Origin of the sequence: Kocuria soli (assembly GCF_003797835.1) — a bacterium.
GTDB classification, from domain to species: domain Bacteria; phylum Actinomycetota; class Actinomycetes; order Actinomycetales; family Micrococcaceae; genus Kocuria; species Kocuria soli.
Window position 1 is genome coordinate 1 of record NZ_RKMF01000010.1, and the last position, 16,483, is coordinate 16,483.

The 16,483-nt window shown below is 65.7% G+C and carries 17 protein-coding genes and 1 tRNA gene; 7 read left to right on the forward strand and 11 right to left on the reverse strand.

Going from position 1 to position 16,483, the window contains the following annotated elements; genetic code table 11:
• The coding region (locus EDL96_RS08265) for an integrase core domain-containing protein (RefSeq protein ID WP_148079891.1) at positions 1–106 on the forward strand (106 nt) is incomplete at its 5' end.
• Positions 107–764: 658 nt separating this feature from the next.
• On the opposite strand, the gene EDL96_RS08270 is transcribed toward EDL96_RS08265, so the two are convergent.
• The 8 genes from EDL96_RS08270 to EDL96_RS08310 form a co-directional block, all read right to left on the reverse strand.
• Positions 765–1,673 (reverse strand): DUF3800 domain-containing protein, encoded by a 909-nt coding sequence (locus EDL96_RS08270; protein WP_123825329.1) that lies wholly within the window; start codon positions 1,671–1,673, stop codon positions 765–767.
• 994 nt (positions 1,674–2,667) lie between these two features.
• Positions 2,668–3,012 carry a hypothetical protein gene (locus EDL96_RS08275; RefSeq protein WP_123825330.1) on the reverse strand — a complete coding sequence of 115 codons (345 nt, stop codon included), beginning with the start codon at positions 3,010–3,012 and terminating at the stop codon, positions 2,668–2,670.
• Between the two features lie 18 nt (positions 3,013–3,030).
• The gene (locus EDL96_RS08280) at positions 3,031–3,948 is read right to left on the reverse strand and encodes an RNA polymerase sigma factor (RefSeq protein WP_123825331.1); all 918 of its coding nucleotides are present in this window, start codon (positions 3,946–3,948) and stop codon (positions 3,031–3,033) included.
• A gap of 3 nt (positions 3,949–3,951) precedes the next feature.
• Entirely contained in the window at positions 3,952–5,025 is a 1,074-nt protein-coding gene (locus EDL96_RS08285) for a helix-turn-helix domain-containing protein (protein ID WP_123825332.1), read from the reverse strand.
• On the reverse strand, positions 5,022–5,879 hold the full coding sequence (locus tag EDL96_RS08290) for a DUF2637 domain-containing protein (RefSeq protein ID WP_158609557.1): 858 nt from the start codon (positions 5,877–5,879) through the stop codon (positions 5,022–5,024). Before EDL96_RS08290 ends, EDL96_RS08285 begins: the two co-directional genes overlap by 4 nt.
• A 160-nt stretch (positions 5,880–6,039) precedes the next feature.
• Entirely contained in the window at positions 6,040–6,960 is a 921-nt protein-coding gene (locus EDL96_RS08295) for a hypothetical protein (RefSeq protein ID WP_123825334.1), read from the reverse strand.
• Positions 6,957–7,181 carry a helix-turn-helix domain-containing protein gene (locus EDL96_RS08300; protein WP_158609559.1) on the reverse strand — a complete coding sequence of 75 codons (225 nt, stop codon included), beginning with the start codon at positions 7,179–7,181 and terminating at the stop codon, positions 6,957–6,959. Before EDL96_RS08300 ends, EDL96_RS08295 begins: the two co-directional genes overlap by 4 nt.
• Positions 7,182–7,575: 394 nt before the next feature.
• Positions 7,576–7,648, reverse strand: a tRNA-Lys gene (locus tag EDL96_RS08310).
• Positions 7,649–7,777: 129 nt separating this feature from the next.
• Here EDL96_RS08310 and EDL96_RS08315 point away from each other — a divergent pair.
• From EDL96_RS08315 to EDL96_RS08340, 6 genes are all read left to right on the forward strand, one after another.
• Complete coding sequence (locus tag EDL96_RS08315) at positions 7,778–8,548, forward strand: ABC transporter permease (protein WP_123825336.1); 771 nt, start codon at positions 7,778–7,780, stop codon at positions 8,546–8,548.
• Between the two features lie 55 nt (positions 8,549–8,603).
• Positions 8,604–10,508, forward strand: a complete 1,905-nt coding sequence (gene glsA, locus EDL96_RS08320; RefSeq protein WP_123825337.1) for a glutaminase A — start codon at positions 8,604–8,606, stop codon at positions 10,506–10,508.
• 21 nt (positions 10,509–10,529) lie between these two features.
• Positions 10,530–11,141, forward strand: a complete 612-nt coding sequence (locus tag EDL96_RS08325) for a hypothetical protein (protein WP_123825338.1) — start codon at positions 10,530–10,532, stop codon at positions 11,139–11,141.
• A 351-nt stretch (positions 11,142–11,492) separates the two neighbouring features.
• Positions 11,493–12,110 (forward strand): hypothetical protein, encoded by a 618-nt coding sequence (locus EDL96_RS08330; protein WP_123825339.1) that lies wholly within the window; start codon positions 11,493–11,495, stop codon positions 12,108–12,110.
• Positions 12,111–12,115: 5 nt separating this feature from the next.
• Positions 12,116–13,141 (forward strand): inorganic phosphate transporter, encoded by a 1,026-nt coding sequence (locus EDL96_RS08335; protein ID WP_158609561.1) that lies wholly within the window; start codon positions 12,116–12,118, stop codon positions 13,139–13,141.
• 53 nt (positions 13,142–13,194) lie between these two features.
• Positions 13,195–13,395 carry a hypothetical protein gene (locus EDL96_RS08340; protein ID WP_123825341.1) on the forward strand — a complete coding sequence of 67 codons (201 nt, stop codon included), beginning with the start codon at positions 13,195–13,197 and terminating at the stop codon, positions 13,393–13,395.
• Between the two features lie 91 nt (positions 13,396–13,486).
• On the opposite strand, the gene pstB is transcribed toward EDL96_RS08340, so the two are convergent.
• From pstB to pstC, 3 genes are read right to left on the reverse strand one after another with little or no spacing between them, the layout of a single operon-like run.
• Positions 13,487–14,266, reverse strand: coding sequence for a phosphate ABC transporter ATP-binding protein PstB (pstB, locus tag EDL96_RS08345; protein ID WP_123825342.1), 780 nt, complete (start codon positions 14,264–14,266; stop codon positions 13,487–13,489).
• 33 nt (positions 14,267–14,299) lie between these two features.
• Complete coding sequence (pstA, locus tag EDL96_RS08350) at positions 14,300–15,418, reverse strand: phosphate ABC transporter permease PstA (protein WP_123825343.1); 1,119 nt, start codon at positions 15,416–15,418, stop codon at positions 14,300–14,302.
• Positions 15,418–16,398, reverse strand: a complete 981-nt coding sequence (gene pstC / locus EDL96_RS08355; RefSeq protein WP_123825344.1) for a phosphate ABC transporter permease subunit PstC — start codon at positions 16,396–16,398, stop codon at positions 15,418–15,420. Before pstC ends, pstA begins: the two co-directional genes overlap by 1 nt.
• Positions 16,399–16,483: the final 85 nt, after the last annotated feature.

The window sequence follows — 16,483 nt, forward strand, 5'->3', positions numbered from 1 at the left end:
CAGCAACCAGGCGCGTAAAGAGGCGCTTGACCCCTGGCTGAACATCTACAACACTCAACGCCGCCACAGCGCACTCGACGGACTACCTCCGACCAGCCGCCTGTAACCAACGTCGTGGCCGAGTACATCTAGGGGCGGCGTGGTTGTCCGCCACGCATCGGTGTCACCGAGTAGCTCCGGCCCGGCCGCACTGACCCAGGGCCGGAGCTTTCGCTCGTTCCACGACACGACACACAATGCAGTAATGCTGTTTCCGTTGCGGCCCGCGAACTTCGCGATGTCGTTCGGATCTGCCCAAGCCATTAGTGCAGGTCCCCGGCCCCTGATGAAGGCCCCTCCACGAGCGGTCACGTGATCGACGTCCGCGGACTGAGCCACGAGCTGTGCGAGGAGCGGACTATTCGCCAAGTTTCCCTTGAGGTGCGTCCACACACTGAGGCGGTCGCCCCACTCCATGCGGTCAAAGCACCAGCGGATTCCCGCCCTGACGCCTTCGTCGTCCTTGCTGGTAACTGCAATTGGGTAGCCAGCCTCGTGATGAAACATGCACCCTCCCACACGCGCACCATTTCCGATGTCACCTACAGCCTAGGACTCACCTCTGACATGCCCACGAGGTCGGGCCAATCGCTCGATCAACGTGTCCTGTCAGTACAACTAGCCGTCGACACTTGCTTCACGCAGCTTCTTCTTCTTGAAATCGTTGCGCATTTAATCCTGTGAGCACCGAGACCCCAAATGCCCTCCCGCCTCCGTGCACTTGCTTACTTCCGATTAGCAGAACTACCTGCCATGGCACGAAGCCTCCGCAGCGTTTTCGGGTCCGTTTGGCTGGATATTGTATGCCCATCCACCTTGGGATAGAGGGGGCGTTCCCTGTGAAATATTTTGGAATGATTTATATCGTCCACGCTACGTCCGTAGAGGTGGAGCTTCGAATCGTGCGTGAACGTGCCATTCATCTGCTTTAGCTTTGAAGAATCTGCGACCCATCCAAATGGACTATCCACCAGTAGCTGATAGTCAATAGCGCGCGTCACGCACGCTGCCACCCAATCAGCAAACTGAATATTGGCGCTAAGCTGACTATCCAGATGCATTGGAGGCTCAATCAATCGACGCATCTCGCGGTGCTGCGTCGACCGACCTAAGATGTGGCTGTACATCTTAGGAAGTCGCCTCTTTCGCTCTTTCTCGTTAATCTGATCAATGAGAACCATTATATCTGAATCCCGATGTCCCGAATGTGAAGCCAGACGGTTTAGAGTTTCCCGCATTGCATCCATCTCACGGATATCTTTGTCGAGACTAGTCTGCCTCGGAGTCCCAATATTCTTTTCAGCGGCATAGTAGAATAGATTTCCACCGAAATCGCGGCAAATTTTTGTGAGATGGTCAAAGACCCTCAAGTTAGAAGGCGCCTGCTCCGGGGTCTTTTTTCGAAACACATCCGACCCCTTAATCTCCCACCGTCCCGAATTTGCGTCATGCGACGTGGAGCTCGCGAAAAGCTTTTTCTTCTGCGCCTGAAATTCAGCCCCAAAACGCCGTGCATTATGGGATGGTATTAGAAATCCGGCATATCCGAACGCTGGACTCGTATTATATTGCGGATCGGATCTACAGACGAAAGCTCCCGTCTCGCCGATTTCGTCGATGTAAGCCAGGTACATGCCCTCATTGTGCCAGCACGGACCGCCAGCGTCTCGTAGGGTCCCGGCAACGCAGAAACCCACGTCCGGAGACGTGGGTTTCTCGAAGTGGCGCTCTGGAAACTGTTTCATTCCCGCTACCACTAGTGAGCCTACTGGATCCCTCCGCGCGGGCGCAAGGCTTCGGCGGGCCGCTCCTTGGGCGCCAGCCAACTGCACCGGTCCATGCCCACCCCGATGGCGGGGCTCCAGGCGTTGCGCGTTCCGACGTCACAGGTACGCCCTCCATGGAGGGCCTCCATGCTCGGCCCTATGGCCCGCCCGGAGGCATCGCCGAGACCTCGTCGATCCCCGGGCCCATTGGGGGGCAGCCGAGTCGGCTTCGGGGTTCTCAAAACAGGCCTGGTCCGTGACCTCGGATTCAGGATCTACTGTGACCACTCAGACAGGTTTGACGCACCGAAGCCCGTTCCTCCTCCGGTCCGACGCCGTACGAGGCGACGTGGAGGCTGTCCACGTCCTGTGCGACCTGTATCTATTGCGCGAACAGCTTGCCGCGAAGCCGGGACCGTGCTTGGCGCGCATCCGCAGCAGCTGCTTGTCGCTGAAACGTCCGGAGCATCGGATCGCATCGACGCCCAGGAAGTCACGGGCGGCGCCACGACCGTAGAGCGCCAGGGTCTTTTTGGCGACGGCGTCCTCCAGGTCGGGCACCGGCCCCACGCCCATCTGCACGGGCTCTTTGGCCCGGCCAGTCCACACCGAGATCGACGTCGACCCACTGGCCCTCTGCTGGGCTGAAGAGGTAGCGGGCGAACTGATCCGTTCGGGAGCGGTTGACCACATCGAGTCCCGCATTCGCCAGGCCTCCTCCACACGATCCTTGGAGTCCACGAATCTCTCCACGTCCTCCGGGGTGGTGCGCGGATGCGCGCCACTCGGTCTGCGCCGGTAATTTCGCGTTGCGGGACATGGTGCCCTCCTCCTCGTGAAGAACGATCATTCGCAAAACCGGTTAAGCCGACAGCCCCAGCGCCGGCAACGGTGCATAGGAATCTCGGGCGTGCCAGTTGGCGAGATACTGCCAGGCGATCTCGCCGTCGTCGGTATCGATCGTTGCTTCCGCCCACCGGGTGTAGTCCGCCGCGGTGAGCGCTTCACCGGAACGGGGCTTCTTTCCAGCGTGGGCCGCCACTGCCGGAGCCACTGCGGCGCACCACAGGCACAGCTGCCGCGGATGTCCCGGCGAGCAGGACATGTCGTCATTCGCCCCGGGCGAGAGCGCGCACGCCTGGCAGATCGCCGCCGTGAGCGGGTCGGGCCGGCAGGTGAGACAGGCCGTCGGATTGGTCGTCATCATGACTGACTCCTTGATCTCTCAGATGGCTACCGATGCGGTCCGAGGTGTCGCCGGCACGGTCGCGATCTCTCCATGCAAGGCGATCGCGTTGATGACCGACAGCAGCCAGGACACGTCTTCGAAGCGCTGCCGGCACGTGGACATCCCCCAGCCGGTCGCCCCGACGAGATCCGCCGGCCCGAACGTGCGCAGGTTCCCGTGTCGGGCGATGGCCTCCAGCACCAGCCGTGGCCAAGACCCGGCCTCATCCGGCAGGCAATCCAGCGCAGCATCGATCCGGACCTCCGTGACGCGCTGCCGGTGCAGCCGCTGCGCCTGGTGGACCACAATCGCCATGCGCACGACCTGCCGGCGGGCCTCGCGCGCCACCGGGGCAGAGATCCCCAGCCGGCGGGACGCCTCGGCGATCTCGCCGTCGCAGTCGGCCAGCACGACCACTGCCCGGCGCAGGATCTCGTCGTTGCGCAGCACGACCTTCACCTGCCCCAGCACGGCCTTGACCAGACCCCAGGCCTCATCACGGTCCAGCAGCTCATCCTCGAACGACGCCTCAGGGACATCGATCACGGTCACGGTCTCGTCCTCGCCGGCCTGGCCGGCGAACACGACCGCCGTCGTGGCCTGCCGGCTCGCTCGGCGCAGGTGGTCGATCGCGCGGCGCTTGCCGATCGCGGTCACCCACGACACCAGCGGCCCGCCGGCCGGGTTCCACCGATGGATGCTGCGCACAGCGGAGATGATCGCTTCCTGAGCGATGTCCTCGGCATCAGCCACCAGTCCTGCCGGGGCGAGCATCGAGCGGATCACCGGGGCGACGGCCGGCATCGTCTCCGCCACAGCCAGCCAGGCCTGCTCCGAGTTGGCCTCCAGGCCGCTCTGCGCGGCCTCCTGCGGAGCATTGAGGGTCTTCTGGGTGTTGGTGGTGTGCGTCTTCATCGTTCAGCCCTCCTGAGGGCGCTGTGCCAGGCGATCGGCTCGGCAGCCGCCGCATTCGCGGTCATCTCGGTGATCGATGTGATGGGTCGGACAGGTCACGCGCCGCACCGGCGGCTGGGAAAGCTCGTTCTCGGCCATCAGGGACACGGCCAGCGCGTCATCGGAGCCGGCCCACTGGCTGGCGGCGTCGAGCATCACGGCCGGTTCGTTGGTGATTGAGCCGGTCACGTAGCGCTGCGGCCGGGCGACCCGGGACTTCGCTCGGCCCAGGATCAGATCCACGGCAGCGGCCCACACCGGGGCCGGCCACGGGCCGGTGGCGTGCGAGCACTCCGCGGCGAGCCGGTTGAGGTTCACCCCGCGGTGGATTCTGGCGATCTGGGACTCGGACTGCTGCTCGTCGATCGTCGTCTCGTCGTCATCGTCGCTGTCCACAGGCGCGGCCGCGCCGACGGATGATGATGATGGATAAAAGACGGGCGCGCGCGTAGAGGGTGAGTGTCCGCGAGGGTCACCACCAGAAGAATTTTCCGGTGACCACCGGAAGGATTTTCCGGAAGGCCCACCAACCGGAAGATTTTTCCGGTGGCTCTGACTAGGCGCTTCGCCGTTATCCACAGGTTCACGATCGACTACCGGAAGATTCTTCTGGTGGCTCTGACCAGGCGTGATGTCCTGCTCGTCCTCGGGGCGTTCGGGTACCAGATCGGGCCCGAAGTCCTCTCCCGGAGCGATCCCGTCGCGCTCCACGCGCTCGGCCAGCTGCCGGCGAACCTCTCCCAGGCCCTTCCAGGTGGTCTTGTTGGAGGGCTTCTCCAGGTTCAGCACGATCTGATCGACCCCGCGCTGCCCGTTGACACGGGAGCTGCGCAGCCGTTGGACCAGTCCTGCCTGCTCCAGCGCGCTCAACGCCGAGCTAACGGACCTCGTCGTGAGCTCCGTTTGGTAGGCCAGGAAACCCTGCGAGAGTCGCGCCTCGCCGAAGGAATCCGCTCCATCAGCGATCGCCATCAGAACGAGCTTGTGCGAGGACTTGACCTGCTGCGTCCACGCCCAGCGCATCGCCTCGATGCTCATGCTGCGTCCTCCTCGAACAGCTCAGGCCGCGACGTGCGCAGCTCCTTGATTCGGTTACGTCCCGTCCGCTCAGACACACCCAGGAAGGCCCCGGCCGTCGGCCCCGTGATCGGATCACCCTGACGTCGACGCTCCTGCACCCAGGCCACGAAGTCCTCATCGGCGCGCTCCTCAGCGGCCTGCTCGACTACACCTGGCGACGTCTGCGGATCCGGGTCAGCAGCGGAGTCTGCGACCCGCTCCGCGATCGGCGCGGTCATCTCCTTGGTGACTGGTTCCGGGGCGCTGTCGTGCCGCTCCTCCGGCTCTGGCTCGGCCAGCTCAACGACCGGCTCCGGCTGCGGAGTCGATGGCCACGGTTCCGTTGCCGGGGCGATGCCGGCCACATTTGCCGATGCCGGAGTAGTTGCCGGCAGCGACTCGACCTCGGCGGCAGGCTCCAGCACAGGGCCCGGAACCTGCCGGTCCTGCGGACGCAGCACCACCAGACGAGCCATCTGCTCCGTGGCAGCGAAGACTCCCAGCGGAGCCAGCGCAGCCAGGACGGCACCGGTCAGCGTCTGCCACCACTGCTCCTGCGGAACCGCCACAGCGTGGGCGGCATTCGCTGCCACCGACATCGCCGTGAACACCCCCAGGGATGTCCAGGACGGCCACACGGGCTCACCGCGCGAACGATGCACCAGCACCGCCAGCGCGTAGGTCAGGATCGCGCCGTCGACGAACACGGGGACCGCCCACTGGAGTCCCGGGCCGATACCGGCCCACGCCGCGACGTCATGCAGGGCACGGAAGGAGACGATGAACGACGTCAGCCCGAGCAGACCGACCAGGACCACGACCGTCCACTGCACGCCCTTCGTGTCCGGGTCAATGCGCGACGTCGCGCCATTCCCGCTAGTGGCAACGGGTGCTACCGTGTCCCGTACCAGCGTTGATCCTGATGACCCCTGGGACTCCTGCTGATGCGATGCGCGTCCGGCTGCCCCCGGGCGCGCATCATTTTCTGCGCGCTCAGGCCTCATCATCGTCGGCCTCCTCCAGGTCGCCGATCACACCGTCCAGGGACTCGATCACCGTGCCGAGGACCTTGCGCAGCGCGGCCTGAGACTCGTCATCGAGGTCGTCCACGCCGAGATCGACGATCACTCCACCGGCGGCGAGCACCGTGCGCGCCGCGGTCATCGTCAGCTGGGACGGCCCCGGATCCTGCGGGTCCTCCACCAGACGCGGCTGCTCCTTGCGCTGCTTCAGCAGCTCTACGCAGCGGGCCTCCGCATAGACCAGCGCGGCACGCGGACCTTCCCACCACGACGCCACGTCCTCGTCCTCGTTCTCAGTGGAATCGTCGTCCGAGACCGCCTCAGGCTCAGGGCCCTGCTCGGGCTCAGGCAGGACCACATCACCCGAGATGACCTCATCCCAGGGCTCCTCTGTCGTGCTGGCCGCGGGGTTCAGCTTGGTCTGATCGATCGGCTGGACCCCCAGATCCGTCAGCGACATCGACCTGTAGTCCTCGGACTCGGACTCCGGCTGACTCGTTCGCTTGGGCGGGGAGTAGGACTTGCCATCCAGCCCCACCACGTTCGAGGACCCCTCAGGTGATCCATTTGGATCACCTGACGTTGAACGCTGGACCGTGCCGTAGGACAGATCAGTGGCCTGCGAGATCGCCCGGACGCTCATCCCGGCCTCGCGCATTGACTGCACGACCTCCTCGCGCTGCTCGCGCGGCGGGCGCAGCTGGAGCCCACGGAAGTTCGCATCGATCCAGGCGTCCCAGGTCTCGTACCCCAGGGCCTCCCACACGCGGCCCTCCCAGGCCTGCACGATCAGGGAGTGGACGTCGGCCAGCCCTTCCGCGATCTGGTCCGTCAGCTCCCGAGCATCCGCTTCGTTCAGCGCAGCCGGGTTCGTCGTCAGTTCGGTGTTCATCGCTGCTCCTCCTCGGTTGCCGGCAGCAGGTCACGAAGGCTCACGCCTAGGGCCGCTGCGATTGCTTGAAGCTCAGAGAACGTGAATTCACGGGACCCACCCATCCGGGCCGACAGCGCAGAGCGCCCCATCCCGATCGCGTCCGCCAGGCCTGCCTGCGTCATGTCTCGCAGAGCCATCCGGGACCGGATGGAGAGTGCGAGCTGCTTGTGTGTCGTCATGACGCTGATCGTTCCATGTGGCAGAACGCTTCGCAAGTATTGCATTCTGTTTCGCGGAACTTCTGTCTGCGCCGGAGGACTCGTGGCCGTGTCGCGGTACACTCGATCCGTGCGAGACGAACAGAAAGAATGGGCAGCCGCAGTAGGCGACGAGGTCCGGGCCTGGCTGGCGCGGTCACGTCATTCACAGGCCCAACTGGCCGACCACCTAGGCCTGGCAAAGAGCGCAATTACCCGGCGCGTGCGTGGTGAGTATCCATTCGCCATCACCGAGTTGATCGAGATCTCGTGGTGGCTCGACATCTCCTTGGAGCAGCTACTGGGTCCCGACATCCTGCGGGCACAGAAAGGCCCCCGTGGCGACATGGTCACCGCAGGGGCTTCAGAGAAGGGGTGGGCCCTGTGGGGCTCGAACCCACGACCCATGGATTAAAAGTCCACTGCTCTACCAACTGAGCTAAAGGCCCCGGTCGCTCGCTGTCCACCGACCAGTAAGACCGGGAGGAACGCCTCGAGCGACGGCGTCCATCGTAGCCCAGCGGCCAGGGGCGGCACGAACCGGGAGTACCGTCAAGAACGTGCACACCACGGCTGCCATGACAGTGACCACCATCGGCGGACGAACCCCGGTCGAGTTCGCGTGGTTCGTCGTCGGGCTCCTGTTGCTCACCGCCGTGGCCGTCCTCATCCAACGCCGCAGCGGCATGGGTCTGGGTTGCCAGATGGTCACGGGCGTCCTCAGGGCGGGCCTGCAACTGAGCATCATCGCGGTGGTGTTGCGCGGGATCCTGAGCGTCCCGTGGACGGTAGTGTTCTTCGTCGCTCTGATGCTGACCACGGCATCATTGACCTCCATCGGCCGCCTCAAAGGCCTCCCGTACGCGCGCCAAGCCGTGCTGATCGGCGTCATCGCAGGCGGGCTGGCGGGCATCGCGGCCGTCTTCGGCCTGCACCTGGTGGACTGGACCACGCAGAACCTGATCGCCGTCGCCGGCATCCTGATCGGCAACGCCATGACGGCTGCGACCTTGGCGGGCCGGGCTTTCCGCGAATCGGCGGTGACCCGCAAGCAAGAGGTGGAGGCCTGGTTCTCGCTGGGTGCCACCCCGGCGGTCGCCTACTCGTACATCGCCCGGAGGGCCGCCCGCGATGCCGTGATCCCCAATGTCGACCAGACCCGCGCCACCGGCCTGGTCACCCTGCCCGGCGCCTTCGTCGGGGCGCTGTTCGGGGGTGCATCCCCGGCCGAGGCCGCCATGTTCCAGCTGGTGGTCCTGGTCGGCATCCTCCTGGTCCAGACGGTGTGCACCACGGCAGTGACCATGGTCCTGTCCCGCAATCCTCAGTTGGTCGCGGACCAGGACTGAGCGAACCTGGCAGGATGTGGCCCACAGCCGCCGTCGACAGCCCGGAAAGGCAGGCATGTCCTCCGACTCCCGCAGCCAGCAGCCCAAGCACGATCGAGAAGCCTTCGGCCCCTCCCCCGTGGACCTGGCCCTGCTCGCCATACACCAGGACCTCAAGGGCATCACCGACGGCGAGCCCTCCCCGTCCATCCCCGCGCTGGCCAACGCGGACCCGGATCACTTCGGCATCGTGATCGCCACCGCGGACGGCCATGTCTACGAGACCGGTGACACCCGCGTACCGTTCTCCATCCAGTCCATCTCCAAGGCCTTCACCTACGGACTGGCGTTGGAGGACCGCGGCTTCGAGTACGTGGACTCCAAAATCGACGTCGAACCCAGCGGGGACGCCTTCAACGAAATCTCCCTGGACCCCGTCACCCACCGCCCGGCCAACCCCATGATCAACGCCGGGGCCATCACCAGCACCTGGATGGTCGCGGACAAGGACGGCACACCCCGCCGCGAGCGCATCCGCCGGCTCTACTCCGCGTGCGCGGACCGTGAGCTGAGCATCGACGACGACGTCCAACGCCAGGAGAGCGCCGAAGGCCACCGCAACCGGGCACTGGGCTGGATGCTGCGCTCCGTGGACATCATCGAGGAGGAGCCGACCCAGGCCTTGGAGGACTACTTCGCCCAGTGCTCGGTCATGCTCGATGCCCGGGACCTGGCCAGGATGGGCGCCACCCTGGCCGCCGGCGGATTGAATCCGCGCACCGGCGAGCGCGTTCTGGAACCGGCCACCGTGCAGCGCATGCTGTCCGTGATGAACTCCTGCGGCATGTACGACGACGCCGGGGAGTGGTTCGTTCGCGTCGGCCTTCCCGGCAAGTCGGGTGTGGGCGGCGGGATCATCGCCGTCGTCCCCGGGCAGCTGGCGGTGGCCACCTTCTCCCCGCCGCTGGACCAGCACGGGAACTCGGTGCGGGGCGTGGCCGCGTGTGAGCGCCTGTCCCAGGCCTTGGATCTGCACTTCGCGCGTGGGCCGCGGGCCTCACGTCAGACGGTGCGGTCGATCAACTCGCTGGCCACCTCGCCGTCGCTCATGCGCCGGGACCAGGAGGCGCGGGAGTACCTGGCCAACTCGTGCCGGGACATCGCGATCCTGGAGATCCAGGGCGACCTGCTGTTCCCCGGTGCGGAGGAGACCGTGCGGGCCATGCGCGACGTCGCCGAAACCGCGGAGTCCTTGATCCTGGACCTCACCGCCGTGGACCAGGTGGCGGACTTCGTGCCCCGCATGCTGGCCAACGCCGCCAACGGCATTCAACAGGCCGACTGCGACGTCGTGGTGGTGGGCGGGGAGAACTGGCAGGGGTCCCTGGGTGAGACCCCGCTGTTCAAGACCCGGGAAAAGGCCCTGGTGCACGTGGAGGACTCGGTTCTGGCGGGTTCCTCCGCCGACCGCCAAGCGTCCGATCACGACGTCCTGCTGCACAGCGACGCCCTGCGGCGCATGGGTGAGGAGGCGGCCGAACGGATCTGGAAGCGCTCCACCGTGGTCACGGTTCCCAAGGGCGAATACCTGCCGCCGCGCTACAGCCGTGGGGGAACCGTGCAGTGGGTTCTGGAGGGCACGGCCCAGATCATCGCCAACACCAAGGATGCCGACGAACGCCCGATCCGCGGCCTCCGCCCGGGCACCGTGGTCATGGACCCCCGCGAGGAGGAAATCCCGGACGCCCAGGAGCCGGCGGGCCCCAACGGGCAGGCGCAGGCGATGAACGTCCGGGCCGCCACGGACCTGAAACTCGGTGTCCTCTCCGCTGACGCGCTGAGCGAACTCGAATCCGAGGACCCGGAAGCTGCCCTGGCCCTGTGGAAGGCCCTGGCCTGGGTGGAAGCCGAGGACATCGTGGCTTCCCTCCAGGAAGCCGTGGGCTGGGAGCCCGGGAACCACTGGGACGACCAGTCGTAAGTCAGTCGTAAGGTGGACGACATGTCCGAACCACGTCAGCACCACAAGCCGGTCAAGTTCTCCCCGGAGATCTTCGACCAGCAGGAAGGCGGCATGGACCCCGCCCTGGCCGCGGAGGTCGCCCACGTGACCGCTGCGGCCGTGGTCAGCCGTGGGCGCGCGGTCGAGGATCCCGACGTCCACCGGCGACTGGTCGAGTTCACGGACACGGAGGGGCTGGACGGGCTCGCCGCCCTGTGGTCCGACGCTCCCCCGGTCAGTCTGCCCGGAGCTCTGTGGCGGTTGTACGCCCTGCGCTCCGCGGTCCAGGCCGACCCGGTCCGGCTCAGCCGTTGGTTCGTGGCCGGACGGGGCACCGCTCAGGTCGCCCACGTGGTGGCGGGCGTGGCAGACCCGCCAGGGGCCGAGGAGATCCGGACCATGGCCGACACGATCCTCAACGGCGCCTGGACCGGGGACTTCGACGTCGCGCTGGAACGCTTCGCGGCCTTCTGCCGGGTGACAGCCCTGGGGCGCATCAAGCTCGAGGACCACGAGGGGCTGGACGCGGTACGCGGAGCCCGCAAGCTCGAACGCACCGCCGAGGACCTGGAGGAAGCGGCCAACGCCTGGCGTGCGGGCACGCTGGACTGACAACGACGCGCGGGCGTGCCGTCGTCGTCCCGCCCGTCCCCGGAGAGCGAACGGCCGGGGATCGGGTTGACCGTGGGACCGGGACTGCTCGTACGATGTCTGCAGGTGTCGGGCCGCAGGTAGCCCCGGGCTCCATCATTTAGCCGCTTCGAGCGGCCTTCCGCCGAGAGGCGCTCCCGGTCCGGCACCCCAAAATCCACGAGTGGCCTTGCCCGATGCTGCACCCCACGGCAACCGGCCGATGTGTTCACTTTCACCCGGTAGGGTGCCCTTGCCAGCGCAACCACCGGTAGGTACGCTCCGGGTTCTGCGCGGCGTCCAAACGCCAGACCAGCGAGGTGCAGCACTCCCATGCCGTTGCGGATCTTCCCCGAGGATGATCGCGTTCTCGACCTGTTGGCCGACATGGCGGGACAGGTCTCCGAATCCACACGTTGCTGCTCCGAACTCCTGGGCTGTGAGGAGGACCGTGTGGAGGAGATCCTCACGGAGGCACGCGGCCTGGACGCACGCACTGCAGACCTCTACTTCTCCGCGATGACCACCTCCCGATCCTCCTACGTGCTGCCCATCCCCCGCTCGGACGTCTACGTCCTGAGCGGCTGGTTGGCACGGGCCTGCGACTCGCTCCTGCTGGCGGCCGAAGCCATGTCCGAGCCGAGCATGCGCCGACAGTCCAAACACACCGCGGAACAGCTGAACACCATCGGCCGCATGGCTGGCCTGAGCCAACGCGCGATGCACAACCTCTCGGGACTCAAAGGCCTGGACGAGTACTGGTACGACATGTTCCGTCTCCGCAAGCAGGCCGACCGCACCTTTGAGCGCCACCGCCTGGACCTGTTGGACCGGCACAAACCGACTGTTGCCCTGCAGCGCACCATCATGGTCGAGCACCTGCACAGTGCCGCCACCGCGCTCAGCCAGGTGGCAACAGAAGTCGGTCGCATCGTGGTTGCGGAGACCTGATCGGCGTGACCCTCCTGCTCGTCGTCCTCGCGCTGATCCTGACCGTGGGATACGCCCTGGTGAACTCCTTCCACGACGTTCCCAACGCAAGCGCAATCCCCGTCCGTCACCGCGCCCTCACGCCCCGGGCAGCTTTGATCCTGGCGGCCGTTCTCAACGCGGTGGGAGTGGCCGCTGCGGCGATCATGCTGCCGCTGGCCGAGCTGGAACTCATCCTGGTGGAGTCGATCGACCCCGAGCCGGCCCTCGCCGTCATCATCTGTGCGCTGCTGACGACCATCGGGTGGGATCTGCTGACGTGGTGGTGGGGGATGCCGTCGTCGTCGAGCGCCGCTTTCGCGGGGGCGTCCCTGGGTGCCACCATCGCGCTGGGTTGGGTCGGCCTCTCCTCGAACCTGCCCAAGGCCTTCGAGACGTTCGCACACCTGATCGTTCCGGTGTTGCTGGCTCCCGCCATCGCCTTCGTCATCGCGTGGCTGTTGGTGATTCCCAGCGTACGGGGCCTGCGCCATGTGGAGGCTGATCAGGTCAGACTCCTGGCCCGAGTGGGAATGGTGGTCGGCTCCACGGGCACGAACGTGGGGCACGGGCTCTTCCACGGGCAGCGCGTGGTGCTCCTGCTCATCACCATCCCGGCCGTCGGCGGCCTGACCGCCGCCCCGATGAGCAGCGCGATCCCCTGGGCCGCCTTGGTCACCGCCCTGGCTTTCGCCGCGGGCAGCCTGATGGGAGCGTGGCGGATCGCCCAAACGGTGTCCACCCGCATGGTCGGCACGGATGCCCTCCGCGGTGGTGTGGCGCAGGGGGTCTCCGGTGTGCTGCTGTTCGTGGGGGGCGTGACCAGCGGGGTGAGCCTGTCGACCTCGCAGACGACGGCGGCCGCGGTGTTTGGAGCCGGCACCAACCAGAAATACCGGTCGACCAACCACCGCCTGGTCGGCAAGGTGCTGCTGTGCTGGTTGGTGACCCCCGTGGTCTGCGCCGTCACGTCCGGCACGCTGGTGCTCGCTGCCTCCCCCTTCCTGGGCTGAGCCTGTCCGACGGCGGCACGGCTTACCTTGATCTCGCATGGCCCGGGAGCAAGGTGGCAGCCGAGTACAACGGCGCAGTGCACTACCAGGACCGGCAGGCCTACGGGGACGAGATGCATCGCCTGGCTCGTCTCAGACGAGCGGGTTGGGAGGTGTTCGTCGTCGTCCTGGAAGACCTGGCCCGCCATGGGCGACGAACAGCGCTGACGACCTCACTCAAACGCGCGCTGGAAACCCGCCAAGAGCAACTTTGAACACGGAAAAGTGCCCGTCCAGGGCCTGGACGGGCACTTTTCCGTGTTCAAAGTCCGCGAGGCGGGCCGCGGCGAATGCCTCGCTCCGAGATCAGCCGAAGCGGCCGGAGACGTAGTCCTCGGTGGCCTTCTCGCGCGGGTTCTGGAAGATGGTCGCGGTGTCGTCGTACTCCACGAGCTTGCCCGGCTTGCCGGTGCCCTCGATGTTGAAGAACGCGGTCTTGTCCGCCACGCGCTGCGCCTGCTGCATGTTGTGCGTCACGATCACCACGGTGAACTGCTCCTTGAGTTCGTGGATCAGGTCCTCGATCGCAATCGTGGAGATCGGGTCCAGGGCGGAGCAGGGCTCGTCCATGAGCACGACGTCGGGCTTGACCGCCATGGTGCGGGCGATGCACAGACGCTGCTGCTGACCACCGGAGAGGCCGGAGCCGGGCTTGTCCAGGCGGTCCTTGACCTCGTTCCAGAGGTTCGCGCCCTTCAGCGAGGACTCGACCAGAGCATCCGAATCCGACTTGGAGATCTTCTTGTTGTTGAGCTTCACGCCGGCCAGGACGTTGTCCCGGATGGACATGGTGGGGAACGGGTTGGGGCGCTGGAAGACCATGCCCACCATGGAGCGCACGGTCACGGGGTCCACACCGCGCCCGTACAGGTCCTCACCGTCCAGCATGACCTTGCCCTGGGCGTAGGCACCGGGGATGACCTCGTGCATGCGGTTCAGCGTGCGCAGGAAGGTCGACTTGCCACAGCCGGACGGGCCGATGAACGCGGTGACCGAGCGGGGCTCGATGTTGATGTTGACGTCCTCAACGGCCAGGAAGTCGCCGTAGTACACGTTCAGGTGCTCGACGTCGATTCGCTTCGACATGGATCCTCAGCTTCTCTCTAGTCTTCTGGCCGATCAGCGGCCGGTCTTCGGGGCGAATGCCCGGGCGATCAAACGAGCGATCAGGTTGAGCAGCATCACGAACACGATCAGGATCAGTGCTGCGCCCCAGGCGCGATCGGTCGAAGGGTCGGGTGCGGTCGGAGCGACGGGTCGCATCAGTTGCTGGTAGATGAACGTCGGCAACGTGGCCATCCAGTCGTTGAAGGCGTTCAGGTTCACACGCTCAAAGTATCCGACAGTCACCAGCAACGGTGCAGTTTCACCGATCACACGAGCGATTGCGAGCGTCACACCGGAGGCGATGCCCGAGATCGAGGTGGGGATGACGACCTTGAGGATGGTGCGCCACTTGCGAACACCCAAGGCGTAGGAGGCCTCGCGCAGTTCGTTGGGGACGATCTTGAGCATTTCCTCCGTTGCCTTGACCACCGTGGGGATCATGAGCACGGTCAACGCGATCGCACCGATGATGCCCATGCGGGTGTTCGGGCCGAGCATCAGGCCGAACAACGCGGAGGCGAACAGACCCGCGACGATCGAGGGCACACCGGTCATGACGTCCACCAGGAAGGTGATGATTTTGCCCAGCCAGTTGTCGTTGGAGTACTCGACCAGGTAGATCGCGGTCAGCAGGCCGATCGGGACGGAGAACAGCGTGGCCCAGAAGGTCACGATCACGGTTCCCAGAACTGCCTGAAGGGCGCCTCCGGGCGGGTGCTCCCCGGAATCGGCCGCTCGCTGGTCGACCATGCCCGTGATGCCGCCCATGGTTTCCGTCAGGAACTCGACGGACATGGTGGGCAGACCGCGGGCGAGCACGGTCCAGATCACCGAGATCAGGGGGATCACGGCCAAGATGAACGCCGCGTACACCACATAGGTCAAGGCGGCGTCCGAGCCCTTGCGCCCACCTTCGATCACGGTGACCGCGATGGGTGCGGCGATCAGGAAGATCACGGCCGCGAAGATGGCCCAGAGGGCGATGTTGAAACCGAGCAGCGCGGACAGCGCCGCACCGACAATGACTGCCCCCACCATCACCACGGGCACCAACCACTTGGGGCGCTGCCCCGAAGTCAGGGTGTTCTTGCGGGCGGGGGAGGTCGAGGACTGAAGAGTGTTGGTGGACATCAGTTGGCCCCCGAGAATTCCTGGTAGCGAGCAATGATGGTCCGGGCGATCAGGTTCACGATCAAGGTGATGATGAACAGCATCAGACCGGCCGCAATCAGTTCGGCCAAACGGTTGCCGAAGGCCTCCGGGTAGTTGAGCGCGATCTCAGCGGCAATCGTGTTGTTGCCCGACGTCAACAGCGACCACTGGAGTCCGCCCGTTGAGAGCACGAGCGCAACGGCCATGGTCTCGCCCAGGGCGCGACCGAGAGCCAGCATGATCGCGGAGATGATGCCGGTGCGGGCGAAGGGCAGCACCGCCTGGCGGATCATCTCCAACCGGGTGGCCCCCAGCGCCAAGGACGCTTCCTCGTGCAGCTGGGGGGTCTGGATGAAGATCTCCCGGCACAGCGACGTGATGATGGGCAGGATCATGATGGCCAGCACCACACCCGCGGTCATCATCGTGCGGCCGGTGGCCGAGGCCGGTCCGGCGAACAGCGGGATGAACCCGAAGGTTTCCGAGAGCCAGTTGTAGAAGGGTGCGAGCGCCGGCGAGAGCACGGTCATGCCCCAGGCGCCGTAGACGACCGACGGGATGGCGGCGAGCAGGTCGATGACATAACCGACCGGCTTGGCCACCTTGGCGGGTGCGTAGTGCGAAATGTAGAGGGCGACCAGGATGCCGATGGGAGTGGCGATCAACAGCGCGATCACCGCAGCCATCAGAGTGCCCAGGACGAGGGGGTAGACGTAGCTGAAGAACCCGTTACCACCCGTGACGGAGCTCGCGGGGATCCCCACCACGGGTGCTGCCTGCCAGGTCAGGAATGCGGCGACCGCAGCCAGCATCACGAAGATCACGATGCCCGCGCCCAGGCTCAGCCCGGAGAAGATCTTGTCCCCAGCGCGTCCGCCCGCCGAAGCCGCGGAAGCCAGCGAGCTGGTCTGCTGCTTGTCGTCCTGCCCCCGCTCGGTGTCGGAGAGATTTGTTGACATTGCTCATGTCCCTTGTGTCGAGGGTCAAGTGGTACTCGGGTGACCGGGACCCGGAGCCGATGGATCCGTCGTCGGCTTCCGGTGG

What these genes read in the sequence shown, in the direction of transcription:
- EDL96_RS08325 (WP_123825338.1), top strand. Translation starts at nt 10,530, where the DNA reads ATGTCCGAACCACGTCAGCACCACAAGCCGGTCAAGTTCTCCCCGGAG.
- EDL96_RS08295 (WP_123825334.1), bottom strand. Translation starts at nt 6,960, where the DNA reads ATGAACACCGAACTGACGACGAACCCGGCTGCGCTGAACGAAGCGGAT.
- EDL96_RS08315 (WP_123825336.1), top strand. Translation starts at nt 7,778, where the DNA reads ATGACAGTGACCACCATCGGCGGACGAACCCCGGTCGAGTTCGCGTGG.
- pstC (WP_123825344.1), bottom strand. Translation starts at nt 16,398, where the DNA reads ATGTCAACAAATCTCTCCGACACCGAGCGGGGGCAGGACGACAAGCAG.
- EDL96_RS08275 (WP_123825330.1), bottom strand. Translation starts at nt 3,012, where the DNA reads ATGATGACGACCAATCCGACGGCCTGTCTCACCTGCCGGCCCGACCCG.
- pstB (WP_123825342.1), bottom strand. Translation starts at nt 14,266, where the DNA reads ATGTCGAAGCGAATCGACGTCGAGCACCTGAACGTGTACTACGGCGAC.
- EDL96_RS08300 (WP_158609559.1), bottom strand. Translation starts at nt 7,181, where the DNA reads ATGACGACACACAAGCAGCTCGCACTCTCCATCCGGTCCCGGATGGCT.
- pstA (WP_123825343.1), bottom strand. Translation starts at nt 15,418, where the DNA reads ATGTCCACCAACACTCTTCAGTCCTCGACCTCCCCCGCCCGCAAGAAC.
- EDL96_RS08330 (WP_123825339.1), top strand. Translation starts at nt 11,493, where the DNA reads ATGCCGTTGCGGATCTTCCCCGAGGATGATCGCGTTCTCGACCTGTTG.
- EDL96_RS08285 (WP_123825332.1), bottom strand. Translation starts at nt 5,025, where the DNA reads ATGAGCATCGAGGCGATGCGCTGGGCGTGGACGCAGCAGGTCAAGTCC.
- EDL96_RS08270 (WP_123825329.1), bottom strand. Translation starts at nt 1,673, where the DNA reads ATGTACCTGGCTTACATCGACGAAATCGGCGAGACGGGAGCTTTCGTC.
- EDL96_RS08280 (WP_123825331.1), bottom strand. Translation starts at nt 3,948, where the DNA reads ATGAAGACGCACACCACCAACACCCAGAAGACCCTCAATGCTCCGCAG.
- glsA (WP_123825337.1), top strand. Translation starts at nt 8,604, where the DNA reads ATGTCCTCCGACTCCCGCAGCCAGCAGCCCAAGCACGATCGAGAAGCC.